Source organism: Caballeronia sp. INML2 (assembly GCF_023631365.1).
GTDB lineage: Bacteria > Pseudomonadota > Gammaproteobacteria > Burkholderiales > Burkholderiaceae > Caballeronia > Caballeronia turbans.
In genome coordinates this window covers 1-18,324 of sequence record NZ_JALQDH010000123.1, presented here as the reverse complement: position 1 = coordinate 18,324, position 18,324 = coordinate 1, and the positions used below count along the sequence as shown (strand labels likewise).

Genomic DNA, 18,324 nt, shown 5'->3' with positions numbered 1-18,324 from the left:
CTTCATTTTGCTTGTCCTCCGCCGTCGGATAGCAAAATTTTAGCGCTCCAAAAATGCGTTTTGACACAATCTGGGCCGGCTTGAGCCAACAGCGCTGTCAATTTTCTCGCCGGAAACCGGCCATTGCGCGGGCACGGACGAGACCTCGGTCATACCAAGTGAATAGACGCCTCAACTGGCGGCTCCTGGCCGAGACGAGTCTTCGGTCGAAAACCGCATCTCTTCGCGTTATCAAAACGCAAATGCCCTCGGCTGGTGTCTATTCCGGAAGGACCTGTATGGTCAACCATACAGTTGATCGTCGAGCGGCATCGGCGCGCGTCGACGCCATGCCCCACAGCCTCAGCGTACCGTTGAACGTTACGCCCATATGCAGTTCGGATGAGACCAGGGGACCCGTGTACGCCATTGGACAGATTTGGCGGTCATTGTTCGCGGGTGGCATCTGGCTGTTGAACTCGACAACGATATAGGCGAGCGTCGACATCTCGCCTAGGGCCTCGGTCTGGAAATCGCCCTCGAGAAGACGGCTGACCGGGTGGCCTACGGGAACCGCATGCCGAAGTGGTACAGCGGACCCGGGAGATGTCGCAGTGTAAAAATACCCACACTGGACCTCGCGAATGCTGCCACCCAGTGTCAGGTTGCCCACGCCCTGCGGGCTGCCGGCATGCAGTTTGACCAAAAACACGTGAGATCCGATTACCGCCGTTGAAAAGTCGCCCGGAAACAATCCCGACGGGCTCAAGACCGGTTGCGAAGAGCTGGGGGTCAAGTCCAGCACCTCCCAGTTGAGGTGTGGCGACGCCAGCGAGTCGGTTGTCGCCGAAAGAACAGAAATATTCGGCGCTGCGACTCGGGCGTTCAGCATGGTACCCGGACCGCCACAGCTAGCCAGAAAAACCGTTCCAAAGGAAAGAATCCATGCAAGCCGTGACAGTGACAGAGCCCCTCCCTTCAACTGCACCTTCCACTCATAGAAAGCACGCATCCTGAAGTTATAGACGGCGCACTGATGCCTGACAAGTTCGCTCCCTTGCGTTCCTCGATGAGCCGCGAGCTGAGCGGCCGTTTCTTGAACCCGGGCCAAGCTGCGCCCGGTGAGGATGACTTGCCGGTAGCCGTTGGTGGCGAGCAAGCAGGCTGCCTCATAACCGACCCCTGAGGTAGTGCCGGTGACGAGCGCGATTGAATGTTCCATGGGCGTCTCCGTGTTAAAGGGTGATGGTCGAGTCGTAAGGCCCTGCGAGGCCAAGATCGGCTTGATAATTTAGAACTATTCGGTTATAAATTGGTGCGACGGAAATCGTCAAGGAGTTTTGAACTAAATGATTCAAAATACCGCTAGGCCGGTGGGCCGGCCGCGCAGCTTCGACGAGACGGGGGCGCTGGAAAAGGCGATTCAGGTGTTCTGGTCGAAGGGCTACGACGGAGTGACGATTGACGATCTCGTCGCCGGGATGGGTGTGGGACGGCCGAGCCTTTATGCCGTCTTTGGGGACAAGCGGGCGATATTCTTGCGCGTCCTTAAGGCGTACGCAGAACGGAAGGGCGCATCAGCCGCGAAGGCACTCCTCTCACCACAGGGTCTTCGCGACTCAATCACGGGCTTTCTGAGGTACGCCGTCGAGAGTGCGACCGAGAAAGCGTCGGCCCGGGGCTGTCTTCTGATATGCGTCGCGCCGCTTGTGGACGACCCCGAGGTCCGGCAGTTCCTGCAAAACGCGGCCGCCGGTGGCACCGCGCTGGTGGAAGGTCGTTTCCGGGACGCAATCAGCGCGGGAGAAATCCCATCTGACTTTCCCGTCGCCGCGCGCGCAACGCAAGTCACGGATTTAGCGCGTGGGCTGACCATGCGTGCGCAGATAGGCATGCCGCGCAGGACGCTCCTCAAAGATGCTGAGGAAGCGGCCGACTTGGTGCTCCAACCGCGGCGTGGAAACGTGGGGCCAGAATGTTGACGCCGGCGTTAAAGGACGTTGCTGGGCAGTAGGCTTCCATGCTCTCTCGAAATCGTCGCGCGCAACCTCGTTAAGGAACCTCTGCACAAAGCGTTTTGGATGCCCTCGGCCTCTGTGGATGCAAGCAAGATGAAATCGGGCGCGTTGTAGCTTGTCTTTTCGCGCCACGCACGGTCTGTCGGGGGACGAAGTCGATAGGATCCGGAGTTTGTGACGCGCGGCGAGCGCGCGGAGGCCAGGTTCATCGTGCGCGGCATCGTTTACGCTTTGCCCAGCGCTTTGCGCACCATCCATAAATTGCCCAACGCAAATAGCGTGGTGATCTGAGCAGTGTTCTTCGCCAGTCCTCGGTATCGCGTCTTTACGTAGCCAAATTGTCGCTTGAGAATTCGGAACGGATGCTCGACCTTGGCGCGAATGCCGGCCTTCAGTCGTTCGATCTCGTCGTATATCGCATCGATGGAATCCTTCAAGTTCAAGCTCCTTCGCTTGCTGGGCCGCATCGCAACATGCCATCGAGCCGATCCCGTTTGCTCACGCTTTTCGATGCCTTGATACCAGCGTCGGCATAAACATCCTTTTCTTCACCGTGCAGCAACGCATGGGCAGCATTGATGTCGTGCACATTGGCCGCTGTGCCGATGACCGTGTGAACCAAGCCAGACTCCGCGTCTACACCCACGTGCGCTTTCATGCCGAAATACCAATTACGCCCCTTCTGGGTCGATTGCATCTCGGGGTCGCGTGTGCCTGAGCCGTTTTTGGTCGAGCTGGGCGCTGCGATCAACGTGGCGTCGACAGCCGAACCCGCCTTAAGCATCAATCCCTTGTTGCTCAATATTTCACTGACGACCGCCAGGATCTGCGCAGCGATACCGTGCGCTTCGAGCAGGTGCCTAAACCGCAGAATGGTCGTTTCGTCTGGGAGGCGGGTTATGGCTCCATCGAGGCCCGCGAATTCGCGATACAGTGGGACATCGTAGAGGGCTTCTTCCATCGCAGGATCCGACAGACCGAACCATTGTTGCAGGAAATGAATCTGCAGCATCGTCGCCACCGGAAATGGCGGACGACCGGTCTTCCCCTTCGGATAGTGCGGCTCGATCAATGAAATCAACTTCGACCACGGCACCACTCGTCTCATCTCGTCCAAAAACTCCCGCTTGCGCGTTCGCTTGGTTGACAAGTTCAAGCCGAGATGAAGCTGCGTCATCGTGATGCCTCTAAGTCGTCGCTTAAGTGATAGTACTACTTACTGCTGGAATGCACAGAGGTTCTGCAGAGGTTCCTTAATTGAAAACGCCGCGGCATCGAACGGCTTGTCTGTGAGCCCTCCGAATCCAACCTCAAGGTGCAGCTGGTCGGACTGCCGAACGACTCCCGCGTCGTGCCCTCCATTTGCCGCACTACGGTCTTCTTCGGCCCGACCTCAAAGTACCAGTCGGAACATCCTCACTAGGCGACTTCGTCACCTCGATCTTCGTCCCAACCTCCCTTGTAGTAGCGCGCGCTCGTGCCCGATGAGGTATCTAGGGGGGTCAGCGTAGGCTACTCCGAATCGGCCTTTCACGACCGGCCGTTGTTGGCCGTCAAGACTCGTTCGATGTTCCCCGACGCCGGCGATCAACTGCGCCGCATCTCTAATGACCGTAAAGCGGCGCGCTGCAGCCGCGCGGGAATGAGCGGCGAGCGTCGGATAAGGCCGATCTCCGCATGTTGACCGTCAGGCGGATATCAAAGTAGACCAGCAGTTCGAGTTGCCGCTCGATGACTCGGGCGAACGGCAGAAAGTGGTCGCGTCCCCGCGCGGCGCGAGTTCTCTCGTCGAATCGACGATGAGGCATCCCCTGCCGTGCGGATCGCTCCCGGAAAACTGGAAGATCTCTTCGAGGAACGCGGCGATCGCACCGCGCGGCCGCATGTGATGTTCGATACGCCCCACGCGGTCGCGAAAACCGCGCTCGACGTGTCGTTCGAGCACGCGTTCCTGTACCACGCGCTTGTCGCCAAAGCGTTGTATTGGCTCGCTCCACGAGGCGCATCGCTGTGGCGAGATCGCAGACGGAGGTCGCTTCATAACCCTGCGACCAGAGCTGCACATTGGCAGCGTCGAGCGCGGCCTCCTCATCGAACCATGCGGACGCGGCATGCTGTAGGTCCACTTCTCTCACGCCGTCTTCGGGTAGTTGGAAGGGAACAACGCACGTTTCGTCTCATCGTCGTTGACCGTCTTGAACGCATGCCTCTTGTTCACGGCGCGCGCGCGTTCGACGGCGGGCCGTGCGTCGATCTTCGCGAACCAGCGCTTGAGTTCCGGATATGGCCCGAGCGGATCCTCGCTCGACTTGAACACGCGCGATGCCCGATCGAGCCAGCCCCATGCGGACATGTCCGCGATCGTATAGCTGTCAGCCACGATGTATTCGCGGCCCTTGAGCCTGTCGTTCAACACCTGGTAGTGACGATCCGCCTCTCGCCGATAACGATTCACCGCATAGTCGAGCCCTTCCGGCGCCGCGTACTGGAGTGCACCGCCTGTCCGGAATACGGTCCGAGGCCACTCGCTACGAACATCAGCCACGAAAGAAGCTGGGGGCGATCTTCCGGCGCGCCGGCGAACTGACCCGTCTTCTCCGCAAGATAAAGAAGGATCGCGGTGGAGTCGAACACAATAGCCGGCTTGCCGCCCGGCCCTTCCATGTCCACGATAGCGGGCACCTTGCCGTTCGGGTTGATCGCGCGGAACTCGGCCGAATGCTGCTCGCCCTTGCTGGTGTCCACCGGCTTCAGTTCATATGGCAGCCCAGATTCTTCGAGGAAGAGCGCGATCTTCGCGGGATTGGGCGTCGGGTGAAAGTAGAACTCGATCATGGGGACGGTCTCCGTGTTCGTGGCCGATATCACGTCATTTTAGATCGAACGATCTTTTATGCGCAAAAGCCGATCAGAAGGACGAATAGTCCTTAGCAAGGGTGGCGTAAGGGAGCACGAACGCCGTCGCGCTCGATCGAATGTTGCCGGCGCACTCGCACGAGCCTGACTTCCTACCTTTGACATCGATGCACTTTGCGCCGCGCCGACGGCGAGAGAATTGAGCACGCGAGAGTCACCACGCCTGCGAAAACGGCAGCGAGAGCCAGATCTTCACAGGCAGCGATCTCGCGGGATTAGACGCGCGCGAGGACGCGATTGCCTATGCACGGAGTTAGGCGCACGAATGGTCATCTCAGCGAGGCTAATCACATATCAGCCCGGAAACAGCGCAACGAATCCGATTGGCAAGCACAGAAAAGACACTGCCGCTCGCGAAGCGCTCGATTGGAGATCAGTCGGGGAAACGAACACGGAAGGATCGAACCCGTCGAGCAAAATCCTCGACGTGCACAACGACCAGCCAGGGTTTATTGGCCCGCCTGATCGACTGAACAAGGGGCGAGTCGCGGTCAATGCTTGTCCGGCAGCGCATTTGCGATGACGGAATCTCCGAGCCACATCAGGAACGAGCAGCGGCCGCCCGCCGCGATTAGCCCGTATTACTTGCCGTTCGCTTCGTAGGTCATCTGGGCCGCCTGTCCGCCAGCAGACAACCGCGCGTCCCACAGCTTTTCACCGATGTCGGTGCCGAAGGGAGGCGACAAGGAAAAAACGACAGGACGCTCGACGAAACGGACGGATCGGCAACCGAGTCAGGGAAAGCACAAAATGCAGTTTTCGACGACGACAAGAAAGCGGCGTCTTCATCTCGCCGCTCAGACGAGCAGGCGGGCCGCTACCATATGATATGGTCCTAATTGCAATACTATTTATGTGACGTGCGCAATATTCTTAGATTAATTGCGCTGCGCGACATGCCGCGCGGGCTCCCTACTTCCGCGGTCAGGTCGACCGACCACAGCTGACGTCAAACGTTCTCAAACAGCGGCGAGAACGATTCGCCGTCGTTGTTCCATCGCGCTAACAACCGCGCGCATGCCCCCGATGGATGGCGACGGAGACTGTCGGTCTAACCCGCGGGGCACCGGGAGGCGGCGCCTGATTTCGCATCCTCGCGTGTCCGCGCTCTAATAGCGAATTGGCCGGCACGGCAATCGCCGGCAGTTTGGTGCGCACCAGCGCCTGAGCCTCCGACCGGCTGACTCCAAGACTCCGAAGAACGGCTGCAACTGCCGGCTCTGGGCATGCACACTTCTGGGCTTCGGTGGCAAAACGCTGAACCGTCGTCAACGTCGTTCCTACGATCAGATCTAGCGCGACTTCGACCGTGACGTCTCGAAAGCGCCCGTTCGCCAATCCCTGTTCGATATGAACAGGCAGGTATCTGTAGATCAGGCTGCTCGGTCCCGCAGCGTGGAAGCCCGCCGCCGAAATGAAGCCTGCAAGCAGCGGATAAGTGCGCGCCGCACGTAAGAACATCAGCACGCCGCAGGCGATCCGCCGCGCTGGATCGTCGTACGAACCGACTTCCAACTCGATGATCCGAAGCAGCTCGTCGTTCAGCTCCTGCGTCACCGCTGCGAGCAATTCCTCGTTCGTACGAAAGTAGTTGTAGAAGGTGCCTTGGGAGACGTCCGCTGCTGCGATGACCTCCTGAATGACGCTGCCTCCTACTCCCTTCTCTGTAAAAACCAGCATCGCGCTTTCGATCAATCTTGCGCGCATTCGCTCCCGGCGTTCTGCCGCCACGCGGGTCCGATGATCAGTGGTCGTGGTTGTACTCATGTCGCGATTATATGGCGCGAAATGGACTTGGCGATCGGCTATCTAGTGAAAACGATTATATTGTCATAATGACAGAGTACTCATTACAATCCGTTCATCCGCGCGCACTCGGAGGCAGCCGACGCGATGATGTCCCGACTAGAACACCCGTTGCGCGGGGAGCAGACCACTCTCATAAAAGTCATGTTGACCACCTATGCAATGGATGACCGATGCAAGGAGATAAGGATGATGAAGCTCGAAACGACCGACGTGTTGATCGTCGGAGGCGGCGGCGCCGGCCTGACGGCCTCGATGTTGCTCGCGGGCCTGGGCATCGAGAGCCTGCTGATCAGCGCTCTGCGCGGTACCTCGGTCCTGCCGAAGGCACATGTGCTAAACCAACGCACGATGGAAATCCTTAGCGACGCGGGTGTGGCGGAGCAGATCTACGTCCACAGCACGCCGGCCGCGAACATGAAAGCGATGGGCTGGTATGCCGGCTTCTGTGGTCCGGAGCCTGAGTATGGGCGCAGGATCGGCAAGGTCGAATCTTGGGGCCACGGCTGCGAGAACCTAAACTGGGTTCAGGCCAGCGCTTGCCGCAGCGCGAACCTGCCGCAGATCCGCCTCGAACCGATCATGAGGGCCCGCGCTGAAGCGCTGAACGCCGGACGGGTGCGGTTCCATCATGAACTGCTTGGCGTGCAACAGGACGAACAGGGCGTCGAAGCCTTTATCCGCGACCACGAAACGGGCGAAGAGTATCGGGTCCGGGCAAAGTACCTGCTGGGCTGCGACGGAGGCCGAACGGTCGGTCGCCAGGTGGGAATCCAGTTCGAGGGGCTGGGTGCGATCGCCCGCTCCATCACGGCGCACATCTCGGCGGACCTGTCACAGCTCGCCACAGACCCGGACGTGCTTATCCGCTGGATCTGGAGCCCTGCATTGGGCGAGATGACCGTGCTGGTGCCGATGGGACCGGACCACTGGGGGCCGGCGAGCGAGGAGTGGGTCGTGCACGTAACCCAGCCGATCGATCAGGCGAACGATCTGAGCGATGCCCAGATCCAGCAGATGATGCGCTCGGCGCTGGGCCTCGGCGGCAGGCCGATCACCTTCCACAAGATCAGCCGCTGGACGCTGGAGGGCTTGCTCGCTGACAAGTTCCGGGTCGGCCGGGTGTTCATCGTCGGTGATGCTGCGCACCGTCATCCGCCAACCGGGGGGCTGGGGCTGACTAGCGGCATCCAGGATGCGCACAACCTCTGCTGGAAACTGGCGGCCGTCCTCAAGGGCTACGCCGACGAGTCGCTACTCGACAGCTACGAGAGCGAGCGCCGGCCCGTCGACGCGCGCAACATCAAGCGTTCCATGGAGAACGCGGTGATGCACTTTGAGATTGGCGCCGCGTTCGGCTTGAGTCCTTCGTCGACCGCCGAAGAGAACTGGCAGCAGCTCAAGCGGGTAGTAAGCGGACTGCCCGCCGATGCCGCGCATCGAAGCAAGGCGCTGCAGGCGATCCGGCGGGCCAGTATGGAGGCCAACGAGCTAAATGTGGAGTATGGCTACCAGTATGTGTCTAACGCGATCGTTCCGGATGATTCACCGCAGCCGCAACCGGTTGACGAAATCCGTCTCTACGAGCCGAGCACGCGTCCGGGTTGCCCGCTGCCCCATGCGTGGATCGACCTCGAATCGGGCGAGCGCCGGGCTCTGAAGGACTTTGTTTCTCCGGGCCGATTCCTCCTGATCGCCGGCGAGAAGGGCGAGGACTGGAGCGAAGCTGCCAGGTCCATCAGCAGGGACAACGACCTGCCGATCGACGCCGTGCGCATTGGACATCTCGAAGGCGACGCATTCGATCCGCGGCTGGCGTGGACCCAGTTTCGCGGCATCTCTGAATTCGGTGCCATCCTTGTACGGCCGGACCGGGTGGTGGCCTGGCGATGTGCGGGGCGCGTCGCCGATCCAGCGGCTACACTGGCCGACGCGCTGTCCAAGGTACTAAGCCGCGATCTGCGAGTGCAGGCATGATCGTCGGTGAAGCTGACGCGCCGCACTGGCTCCGGCAGGTTGGAGCCGGTACGGCAAAAGCCACCGGCCTCCAAGGCCGTCTGCACAGTTTTCGGTTGTGAAGCGCACCGGGAATCTCGGAGACCGTTTTGCTGGAGTTACGCAGCCATCGGCACTCCAGCGAGTTGCTCATAGTAACGGGCTTCCGCTTCGGCCGGTGGGATGTTGCCGATAGGTTCAAGCAGGCGTCGGTGATTGAACCAGTTCACCCATTCAAGCGTCGCCAGTTCGACCGCCTGCACATTACGCCACTGGCCACGGCGATGAATAACTTCTGCCTTGTATAGGCCGTTGATCGTTTCAGCGAGCGCGTTATCGTATGAATCGCCTACGCTGCCGACTGACGGTTCAATTCCTGCTTCAGCTAGCCGGTCCGTGTATCGAATGGAAACGTATTGCGACCCGCGATCCGAATGGTGTACCAAACGGTTACCTTCTGCTGGTCGGCGCTCGTGTAGTGCTTGCTCCAGCGCATCCAATACGAAATCGGTACGCGCTGAACTCGACACCCTCCATCCCACGATGCGTCGCGCAAACACGTCAACGATGAAGGCAACATACGCGAATCCTTGCCAAGTCGCGACAAAGGTGAAGTCGGAAACCCACAGTGCGTTGGGCTTTGACGCCTTGAACTGACGCTGCACATGATCAAGCGGACAAGGCGCGTTTTCATCGCGCACGGTGGTTCGCATCGACTTACCCCGCCGTACACCCTGCAGGCCCAGTCGCCTCATCAACCGTTCAACGGTGCAACGCGCAATTCTGAATGCTTCGCGCAGCAACTGTCGCCAGATCTTGCGCGCACCGTACACGCGAAAGTTCTCTTCCCAAACGCGGCGGATGTGCTGACACAACAATACATCACGCCGTTGCCGCGCTGGCAGCCTACGTGGATCAGCGCGCCGCGACGCATACAGGTAGTAAGTCGACGGGGCGATCGGCAATACTCTGCAGATCGGCTCGCGTAAGCCGACCGGTGATCGTCGATGAATGCGATCATCACTTCGGTCGGCGGTCGAGCTCCGCCTGTGCGAAATAGGCCGAGGCCTTACGCAGGATCTCGTTCGCCTGGCGCAGTTCCCGGACCTCTCGTTCAAGCTCGCGGATCCGATCTTCCTCTTGCCTCGCAGGGCCTGCTCGCTCACCACGATCGCTCTCAGCTTGACGGACCCAATTTCTTAGGGTCTCGCGCGAACAGCCCATCTTCCCGGCGATCGACTGAATCGCTTCCCACTGCGTGGCGTATTCCGAACGGTGCTCGAACACCATACGAACCGCTCGCTCGCGCACCTCGGCCGAATACTTCGGCGCTGTCTTCCGTTTTGCTTTGTCGATGTTTTCCATTTCCTCATTCTCTCAGGAGTTGAGGTCTCCGGAAAACCCGGTGCGCTTCACTGTCGACCGCCCCGTAAACATCACTCTTTGAAACGGCTCCTTCACCCGATTGCTGCGCCCTCTCATGCCGGTCATTCCGCTGGGCGCTGCACAATGATCGCTTCGATCACGTGGTCGTTCCAGAATACGCCGTAAATTCTGGCCTGAAGCAGACGCAGCGCTTGCGCGTGCGGGCCATCGAACGCAAGCAGCGCCGCAGGCCGGATCCCGGTACCTGCCACGCGCTCGCTGGAATTGAACGGCGGGAAGCCATAGCGGTTCAAAAACCTCCGGATTTCTTCGTCGGAAACAGTGTCTTCTTTGCAGCAATAGTTCAGTCACAATGTCCTTCTCCTGTGCCGTGTCACGCCATGATGTTAACGCCGCCATCGACGTTGCGTTTCCCCGGACAATTCATGATGCCGAGGCCCGAACGCGCGGTGATCGGCCCTTCGGAGTCGGAGACTCATTTGCGGTTGTCGCGCCGATCACTGACCGGATGGCGCGCAGCGCCTCTTCCTGGGCGGGTGTCGGCGGGATGCGCAGCACCCGCCGGTCGGCCAGCAGCTTGTCGAGCAAGGTCAGGAGCCGGTTTCGGTCTTCCGGGCTGGCGAGCAGATCGGGCAACGTCTGGATAGCCTGTTGCGGCTCGAAAGTCGCGATGAGTTCCTGCTCCCCGCGAATGCGCCGCCAGTCGGCAGGGGGCAGATGCGGCAGGTAGTCGGCATATTCATCGACCAGTTGCTTGACTGTCTCGATGCGCGATAGCGGCAGCGGCTCGCTTTTTGGCGCGAGGAGGAAGGCAGTGCGCGCGACCGCCTCGTTGTAGCCGCCCTGCGTCAGCGAGGCGAGCGCCGCCTGGACGAACGGCAGGCTTCGAGGATCGGCGGCGGCGGACGTGCCGGCCCCCTGCTCGCCGAGGCGGTCTGGGTCGTGCATTGCGAAGAGATTCGCGTAGATGGAGAAGAACAGGGTTTCGATGCTGGCGTCTCTTACCGCCCGGAACTGGTCGAGCGAGGCGCTGATCAGTTCTGAGCCGCGCTGCTCCACCTTGCGCCAGGGTTCGAGGTCGCTCGCGGGCTGCCGACTGGCTTTGACAGCATCGGCAATCGGACGAAGCGCGGCCATCCACGGATTCAGGTCCGAGAATGCCCAGCGCTGGAGACGCAACGGATGGAAGTCGCGCAGCAACTGCGCGGTCGTCTCGCTCGACGCATGCTGCACAAAGGGTTGAACGAACAGTTCGTAGGCCCGCTGGTTGAACTCCGACACCGCCGCCACGGCCTTGAACGGCTTTTCGTCCTCGCGCCGCAACTCGTTGAAATGCTCGACGGCTTCCTCCAACCGGTGTTCGGTGAGCGAAACCTCGTATTCGGTTTTGCCGTCTGCGCCCTTTACCTCCTTGATCGACATGCCATAGAGGCCCGGCGCAAGCGTCTCGATTGTCTCCAGCACGTTGAAGATCTGCGTGTACTCCTTCTTCGCCACCTTGCCGGAAACGAAGATCCCGAGGTGGCCGACGTCCTCGTGCATCAGGGCGACGATGACCTGGCCGCGCGCCTTGATCTCCTCGGTGCTGCTGTACATGTCAGCGACCCAGTTGAACGCCTGTTGCGGCGGCGTGATGTTGTCGCCCATCGATGCGAAAAGAATGATCGGCGAGCGGATGGCGCGCAGATCGAAGGATTGGCCAGACGGGCCGGACACTTCGCCGGACCACAGCTTATTGCCAATAAAGAGGTTATGGGTGATCCACTCGATTTCTTGCCGGTTCATCAGGTAGTAGCTGCCCCACCACCGCTCGAACTCGATAAAGCGCGCTGGTTCGGTATCGATGTTGGCGAACACGTTGTAGTACTTATCCCAGAAGGTGTTGGCGGGGTTCAGATACTCAAAGTTGTTCACGAGATGCGCGCCGTCGAACTTGCCGTTGCCAAGATCGGCCGACAGGGACGAGAGCCACGTGCCGCCCAGAATGCCTCCCGCATAACGCATCGGATTGGGCGCCTCATTCTCGCTCCACGCCCCGCTCCAGTAAGACATAGGCGCGCCGTTGACCAAGATGGGACCGGTGTCTTCGGGCGACGAACTGGCAAGCATCATCACGGCCCAGCCGCCCTGGCAGTTTCCGACGATCGCGGGCTTCGGACTGTCTGGATGCAGTTCGCGCACCTTCTGTACGAACCGCTGCTCGGCCGCGCACACGTCGAGCAGGGTCTGGCCGGGCTCCGGCTCCTGGAAGAACACGACGAAATAAACGGGATGACCGGCGCGCAGAGCAACGCCGACCTGCGAATCGTCCTTGAAGCCGCCGATGCCGGGACCATGCCCGGCGCGCGGATCGATGATCAGGTAGGGGCGCTTCTTCACGTCGACTACGACACCCTCCGGCGGCCGGATCGACAGCAGAGCGTAGTTGACGGGCCGCTCAAAGTGCCTCGCGTCGAGCACGACGTCATAGTCGAAATGCAACGCGGGCTTGACCCCGGCCTTGTTGCGCTCGTGGAACTCGTTGCCGCGTTGACGCAAGGTATCCCAGAACAGAACCGAGCGCTGCGCGAAATCGACCGTATAGTACCAAGCGCCCCACGGTGTGAACTGCGCTGGATTGAGAATCGTGGCCGCGGACGTGCCAACGCCGCCCGTGATTGCGTCGCTCATCCTCTGCCCGAACCGTTGTTGGGCCTCTTCCAGGCGATGGTGCAAGAGGCGCAGGATTTTCATTGCAATCTCGCGATTGGGTGTTGGTTGGGTTACCTGGTCCATCTCGAACCTCCTTAAGCGAAGCGACTTAACCTGGCATAAATGGCTTTTTCCGTTGCTGGTTGCCCGCGAAGTCTAGGTGTGCCTGCCAGATTGCGGGCGGCGTCGAGCAAACAACCCAACGACGTGACATCTTTATCAAACGTGACGATAGAGTCATTATAAGCCGGGACGATGACATGGTGGCCGAGAAACAGGTTGCGTCGTTTCGACACAGCGTAGTAAATCTGCCTGCGCGACGACGCTGTTGACGTCCCGGCACCTGCTTGAAGAGCAACGCTGGGCGAGCTAATCTTCGTCGAGGAAACTGCGATACTGCGGCCGAGCGGATCGAGGCCAGGAACACGTCCTTCAGGAAGGTTGGTAACGTTTATACGCCCATCGTCAATTCAGCAGTGTTTAGGCTGCTTGTTCAGCATCGCCCCAAACTCCGTTGCGCTCCCACCTTGAAGCCGTCTATGCTGATAACGGCGCGCTCAGAGCTCAGTAAGTACGATGCGACCGTCGACTTTTCCCCCGCGCAGTGCGGTGAATACCTTGTTGATGTTTTCAAGTCTGTCGCGATGGATGTGCGCGCGGACTTTTCCTTCAGCGGCGAAGTCCAGAGATTCCTGTAAGTCGCGTCGCGTTCCGACGATCGAGCCGCGAACGGTGATGCCGTTCAGTACCGTAGAAAAGATTGGCAGCGCGAAATCTCCGGGCGGCAATCCGTTCAGTGCCACGGTACCGCCGCGGCGCACCATGCCGAGTGCTTGCGCGAACGCGTGCTTCGATACAGCGGTCACAAGAACGCCATGCGCACCGCCGATCTGCTGGTGGACCTCCTTCGCTGGATCGCAGGTCGAGGCGTCGATCGTAATCTGCGCACCCAGCTTGCGCGCAAGCTCTAACTTCTCTTGCGCGATGTCTACCGCCACGACATGCAAGCCCATCGCGATGGCGTATTGCACGGCGACGTGCCCAAGCCCTCCAATACCCGAGATCGCGATCCACTGGCCGGGACGTGTGTCCGTAACGCGGATTCCCTTGTAGACGGTAACGCCGGCACACAAAATGGGCGCGATTTCATCGAAAGCTACATCGTTCGGTAGTCGACCAACGTAGTCCGGATCTGCCAGCACATATTCGGCGTAGCTGCCGTTTACAGAATAGCCAGTGTTCTGCTGTTCGGCACAAAGCGTCTCCCAGCCGGTTTGGCAATACTCGCAATGGCCACAAGCGGTATACAGCCAAGGGACGCCGACGCGATCGCCTTCCTTAAGGTACTTCACACCGTCGCCCACCGCTGCGACGTATCCGACACCCTCATGTCCTGGAATGAAAGGAAGGCTGGGCCTGACCGGCCAGTCGCCATTCGCGGCATGAAGGTCGGTGTGGCAGACCCCCGAAGCCTTTACGTTGACCAAAATTTGGCCCGCGCCAGGGTTAGGAACGGGTACTTCTTCAATAGAAAGCGGCTCGCCAAATGCATGGACTACCGCAGCCTTCATGTAATTTGCCATCAGTCGCTCCTCAGTGATTGTGGGCTCTCACCCAGTGCACCAGTTTCCGTGTCGGCCGCGTTCAGACGTTTGAGTTAGATCAACTCGTGTCGAATCTTGGTCTTGCCGACAATGAGACCGCGCAGCGCATCTGGGACCGTCTTCGCGCTTGCACTACTTCCATCCATCCACCGAACCCAATATCCCTCTCCACACGACTTACACGACTTACTTTAGATATCCTTACGTATGTTAGCCACCTGCATCCGTCAATCTCGAATAACCGGCGGCCAGGAACCTCGTCGACGGCAATCTTCCTAGACTGGTGCACGCCGGACCCTGAACCATGCTGCGTAAAGGGCCGGCATGAAGAAAATCGTCAGCAGCGTGGCAACGGTGAGCCCTCCCATGATGGCGATGGCCATCGGCGCCCAAAAGATGCTCCTCGTGAGTGGGATCATCGCGAGCACCGTGGCTGCCGCTGTCAACGCCACAGGACGGGTCCGGTGGACGGCTGCATCGACGACCGCGCTCCAAGTGTCGCGCCCTTGGGCAATTTCGGCTTGTATTTGGTCGACCAGAATCCGACGACGGCGGTGAACGGGCGCGGCGCGCTCAACACCACTTCCCAGTCCCCGTTGCTTTCAGAATACAGACAGTGATGGATTACCTGTTGTTGCGCGAGCGCGTAAAGCAATACCAAGTTGCCCACCTCGCCGAAGCGGTGCACTCGGCGAAGCGCGGTGTTTCGTGCAGTCGCAGCACGGCCGGCGTTGACCTCCCTCCGGCCGCATTTGCGTCAACTATTGTGCCGGTGTCTCCCTTGCAAAAAAGACGTCGGTTCGATTAGTTGTGTTGCCTGAGTTCGTTTGTACAAAGAACGGCAGAAACTTCGCGTCTTGTACCTCGAGCCCCTGATAGTCGCCCACGAAGAAGCCCCTCGACATCGGGGCCGTTCTCATATTGAAGGGACCGGAAACAAGCTGTTCACTGACAAAACTGGGTCCACCCGCGGTCGGCGATGTGGTGAGCCAGATGCTAGTCGGCAACGACGTGGTGTTGCCGGCCTCGAGACCGCGGAAATCGTAGTAGGTGACGGCCACTTTGGCGGTGACGGCGTTGACGCGAATCGACGGATTGAACGCGGCCCGCCCTGTCATCGTGTTCACGCGGCTCGGTGTGCTCCACGAGCTACCGCCGTCCGTGGACTTTGATATTGCGATCTCGTCGAACTGGCCGCCGCTGAAGCGCGAGTCCTGCCAGACAACGTAGAGGTAACCGGTCGACGGATCAATGGCCGGCTCCGGAATGATGTCGCCGGTACGCAGAGGCTCGCCGGTGTTGGGATCCGTCACCCCAACGGTTCGCAGATCGGCGATGATCTGCGGCTGCGTCCAACTGGCGCCTTGGTCAGTGGACTTGATGAATGCAACCTTGCCGGCCGAGACGCCAAAGGGTGGCTGAATCAGGTCGAAGAAGTTATAGAGGGTGCCGGTCCGCGGGTCGACTACGATCTGGTTGCCGATCGTCTGCCGCCGCGAGGCAACAAAGTTCACGATGATCTTTGGCGGGCTCCAGGTTTGACCACCATTGACCGTCTTCGAGAACAACGTCGGCCCACGGTACGCCTGCGTGTGCATATCTGCATACGGGTTGGCGTTCGGCGACTCGAGCCGGTCCCATACCGCGTATGCAGTGCCGGCGTGGATCGGATCGGCTGTCACCGACTCCTTGTCATTGAAGAACTGCGCGCCGGGCTCGTCGTTGGCGATGATGACCTTCAGGTTGTTCCACGTCCTGCCGCCAGTGGTCGAAACCGCTGCAGCCACGGCGTTATTGTTGTTCGACGCGTTGAACGAAACCGACACGGCGTAGGCCGTGCCATCCGGTCCGATCGACACCCAGGGGTCGGTGGCCCGTTCGTATGGGAGGCCTCCGGGTGCACAGGCGCTAAAGGGCAGGGGCGTCGTCCCCCATGTCGATCCGCCATCGAACGAGAAGCCGACAACCAGACCGTGCGCACCGCCGTCCGACCAGCGATCCTGCTGCCACACCCCGATCAGGTTCCCGGCCGTGTGAGGATTCACGGCCAGCCAGGGTTCGACCTCGGCGTTCACATAGTTAGTGCTGCCGCCTTGCGGGGATGCCCCGATAGGGCAACTGGCAAAGGGGTTGGGGTTTTGGGGAACACCCGTGACCCGTATTGGGTCGGCAGCCCAGGCGGTGCTTGTCGCCAGGACTGTAGCAAGCGGAATTCCAATCAGACGTACGGTTGCCTTGCTGCGTCGCATGGGAAACTCCTCATCCAGATGCGACCCGCAAACAGCGGGACCGGTCGCTTTCTGGCAGCGAAACAGCAGGCGTAGCAACGCGCTTCCTCGTCCAGAAAGTTCAACGATGTTGCCGTCGGCGCGCCTTGTCTCCGCCATGTCTCGCTCGCCCTACTTGCCACCGCTCAACTGCCACAGGCCGCGAGCGCTGGTCACCGCCAGCGCGTCGGTCACGGCTTCAACACGAGTGAGCAGCCTTTCCTGAAGGTTTGCTGCCTTGCGCCCATCACTTGCACGGGGCTGCATTCTGGCGAGGCCGGACACCACGAACATACCGTATGAATGTAGGTCGCGGGCAGCGAGACTTGCGTTAATTTTTTTGTAACAGGTCCAGTACCTTACAGGCGGATTACCAACGAGACTCGCGCATGCGCGGTTTCCGTACCGTCCACCGACATCGTGATCAACCCGCCTTTCCGAGCGATTGGGCGACCGATACACTGCCCACGGGTGCATATCCCGCCACTGCCGCCCTTCCTATAATGGCCAATGTTGCCTGATTGATCGCGCACGCATCATCTCAGCCGCCGCAGTACCACCTCGGCCGTACCGCCGCTCGAAGCCGGCGTCGTCCACTTGAGTCGGTCTCCATTGACGGTGAATGGTCGCTTCTGCTCGACGCCGTTCCAGTTCGGAAACGAACTGGCGGCGACATGGAAAGTGATCGTCTTGTCGGCCTCGTCCACTGTGTAGGTGCCGAAGTGAGCGATCATTCCTTCCACGACCGCCTTGTTTTCCTCGGGCGTGCCCTCCGTCCGGTTTGCGGACGCAAACTTTGCAATATCGGCGCGAGATGTCATCAGGATATAGTGACCACTTCCATCGAACACCGCGAGCCCTTGCGGATTGGTGCCGTACATGGTTGCCGACTGCCGTCCGGTGGCACGGTATCAACCGATACGTAGGCCCACGTTCCGACGACCTGTTCCTTCAGCGTCCCTGTTTGACCGGCCACATCCGTGTATGAAACCGCCATACCCAGCAACACCGCCAAAGCATGACCGGCAAAAAGCCTCATTTGTCTCATCACGCCTCTCCACTAGAGCCCGATTTTGCTTTTCATAAAAGACGATCGGTCGCATTGTTCGATCCAACTCACTCCTTCTTCTCCCCTGCGCGCATACCTCTTATGGTTGGATGACGTCCCTGCGAATCCGTGGTTGTACCCGACGACCGTTTGTACCATAGTAAGGAGTATAAAAGACGGCCTTGCTTGTGCCGCGCGTGGTAAGCCGTTACGCGACAAACACCTGTCTGCAGCAAAGGACCAAAACGCGCGAGATGCGCGACGCTCCTGCTCCAGAAGCGAATAAATAAATCGCCAGCGCTCGCGGATCTCTCGGCCTCTGGTTGCGTCGAGGCAAGCATTCTCTTCAGCATTAAAGGGCACGCGCCGATGCGCCTTGACATGGCGACGTCCCGGTCACGGATGCCAGCATGACGGCATTCGGCTGATCGAAATAGAACGACAGAAAGTCCAGTGCGGAGCCCCGCGGCTGTATGCTGTTGCCTTTCGCCGTAAAGGAGCCGGGTGTTTTCGGCGTAATGGCGCCAGAGAAAGGCGCCTGTTTCGGGGCTCGAACGGGGATCAAGAATCCTTGTTTTTACCTCCTTTCGCAAGTGCTGATTTGTTGCTCTCGG

12 protein-coding genes, 3 pseudogenes and 1 other annotated feature are annotated in these 18,324 nt (G+C 59.8%); of the genes and pseudogenes, 2 read left to right on the top strand and 13 right to left on the bottom strand.

Annotated features, from left to right (window positions below; genetic code table 11):
• Nucleotides 1-259 precede the first annotated feature (259 nt).
• A complete protein-coding gene (locus NCT32_RS34740; protein WP_250491373.1) occupies nt 260-1,201 on the bottom strand; it encodes a hypothetical protein in 942 nt (313 codons plus the stop codon).
• A 127-nt stretch (nt 1,202-1,328) separates the two neighbouring features.
• On the opposite strand from NCT32_RS34740, the gene NCT32_RS34735 reads away from it, so the two are divergent.
• Nucleotides 1,329-1,961, top strand: a complete 633-nt coding sequence (locus NCT32_RS34735) for a TetR/AcrR family transcriptional regulator (RefSeq protein ID WP_250491372.1) — start codon at nt 1,329-1,331, stop codon at nt 1,959-1,961.
• Between the two features lie 260 nt (nt 1,962-2,221).
• Here NCT32_RS34735 and NCT32_RS34730 read toward each other — a convergent pair.
• The 4 genes and pseudogenes from NCT32_RS34730 to NCT32_RS34715 form a co-directional block, all read right to left on the bottom strand.
• Nucleotides 2,222-3,174, bottom strand: a protein-coding gene (locus NCT32_RS34730; RefSeq protein ID WP_250491371.1) for an IS5 family transposase whose coding sequence is annotated in 2 segments (ribosomal slippage) — nt 2,222-2,520 and nt 2,520-3,174 — 954 coding nt in all. Because the reading frame shifts where the segments join, the coding sequence is not laid out codon by codon here.
• 510 nt (nt 3,175-3,684) lie between these two features.
• Nucleotides 3,685-3,942 carry a hypothetical protein gene (locus tag NCT32_RS34725; protein ID WP_250491370.1) on the bottom strand — a complete coding sequence of 86 codons (258 nt, stop codon included), beginning with the start codon at nt 3,940-3,942 and terminating at the stop codon, nt 3,685-3,687.
• A 186-nt stretch (nt 3,943-4,128) separates the two neighbouring features.
• Nucleotides 4,129-4,832, bottom strand: a pseudogene (locus NCT32_RS34720) (glutathione S-transferase family protein).
• 1,083 nt (nt 4,833-5,915) lie between these two features.
• Nucleotides 5,916-6,680 (bottom strand): TetR/AcrR family transcriptional regulator, encoded by a 765-nt coding sequence (locus NCT32_RS34715; protein WP_250491369.1) that lies wholly within the window; start codon nt 6,678-6,680, stop codon nt 5,916-5,918.
• 228 nt (nt 6,681-6,908) lie between these two features.
• On the opposite strand from NCT32_RS34715, the gene NCT32_RS34710 reads away from it, so the two are divergent.
• Nucleotides 6,909-8,696 (top strand): FAD-dependent monooxygenase, encoded by a 1,788-nt coding sequence (locus NCT32_RS34710; protein ID WP_250491368.1) that lies wholly within the window; start codon nt 6,909-6,911, stop codon nt 8,694-8,696.
• A 137-nt stretch (nt 8,697-8,833) separates the two neighbouring features.
• On the opposite strand, the pseudogene NCT32_RS34705 reads toward NCT32_RS34710, so the two are convergent.
• The 8 genes and pseudogenes from NCT32_RS34705 to NCT32_RS34670 all read right to left on the bottom strand — a co-directional run bounded on the left by NCT32_RS34705 (nt 8,834) and on the right by NCT32_RS34670 (nt 17,543).
• Nucleotides 8,834-10,079 (bottom strand): annotated as a pseudogene (locus NCT32_RS34705) (IS3 family transposase).
• Nucleotides 9,665-9,777, bottom strand: a sequence feature (AL1L pseudoknot). Its footprint overlaps the pseudogene before it by 113 nt.
• Nucleotides 10,080-10,201: 122 nt before the next feature.
• Nucleotides 10,202-10,393 (bottom strand): RNA-binding protein, encoded by a 192-nt coding sequence (locus NCT32_RS34700; RefSeq protein ID WP_311768214.1) that lies wholly within the window; start codon nt 10,391-10,393, stop codon nt 10,202-10,204.
• A gap of 130 nt (nt 10,394-10,523) precedes the next feature.
• On the bottom strand, nt 10,524-12,875 hold the full coding sequence (locus tag NCT32_RS34695) for a DUF3141 domain-containing protein (protein WP_250491367.1): 2,352 nt from the start codon (nt 12,873-12,875) through the stop codon (nt 10,524-10,526).
• 473 nt (nt 12,876-13,348) lie between these two features.
• Nucleotides 13,349-14,374: an alcohol dehydrogenase AdhP gene (adhP, locus tag NCT32_RS34690; protein ID WP_250491366.1), complete on the bottom strand. Its 1,026-nt coding sequence runs from the start codon at nt 14,372-14,374 to the stop codon at nt 13,349-13,351.
• A 296-nt stretch (nt 14,375-14,670) separates the two neighbouring features.
• Nucleotides 14,671-14,949 (bottom strand): annotated as a pseudogene (locus NCT32_RS34685) (efflux RND transporter permease subunit); the annotation flags it as partial.
• On the bottom strand, nt 14,838-15,083 hold the full coding sequence (locus NCT32_RS34680) for a hypothetical protein (protein WP_250491365.1): 246 nt from the start codon (nt 15,081-15,083) through the stop codon (nt 14,838-14,840). The gene NCT32_RS34680 and the pseudogene NCT32_RS34685, both read right to left, overlap by 112 nt.
• Before the next feature lie 73 nt (nt 15,084-15,156).
• Entirely contained in the window at nt 15,157-16,644 is a 1,488-nt protein-coding gene (locus NCT32_RS34675; RefSeq protein ID WP_250491374.1) for a sialidase family protein, read from the bottom strand.
• Between the two features lie 554 nt (nt 16,645-17,198).
• Nucleotides 17,199-17,543 carry a lipocalin-like domain-containing protein gene (locus NCT32_RS34670; RefSeq protein WP_250491364.1) on the bottom strand — a complete coding sequence of 115 codons (345 nt, stop codon included), beginning with the start codon at nt 17,541-17,543 and terminating at the stop codon, nt 17,199-17,201.
• Nucleotides 17,544-18,324 lie beyond the last annotated feature (781 nt).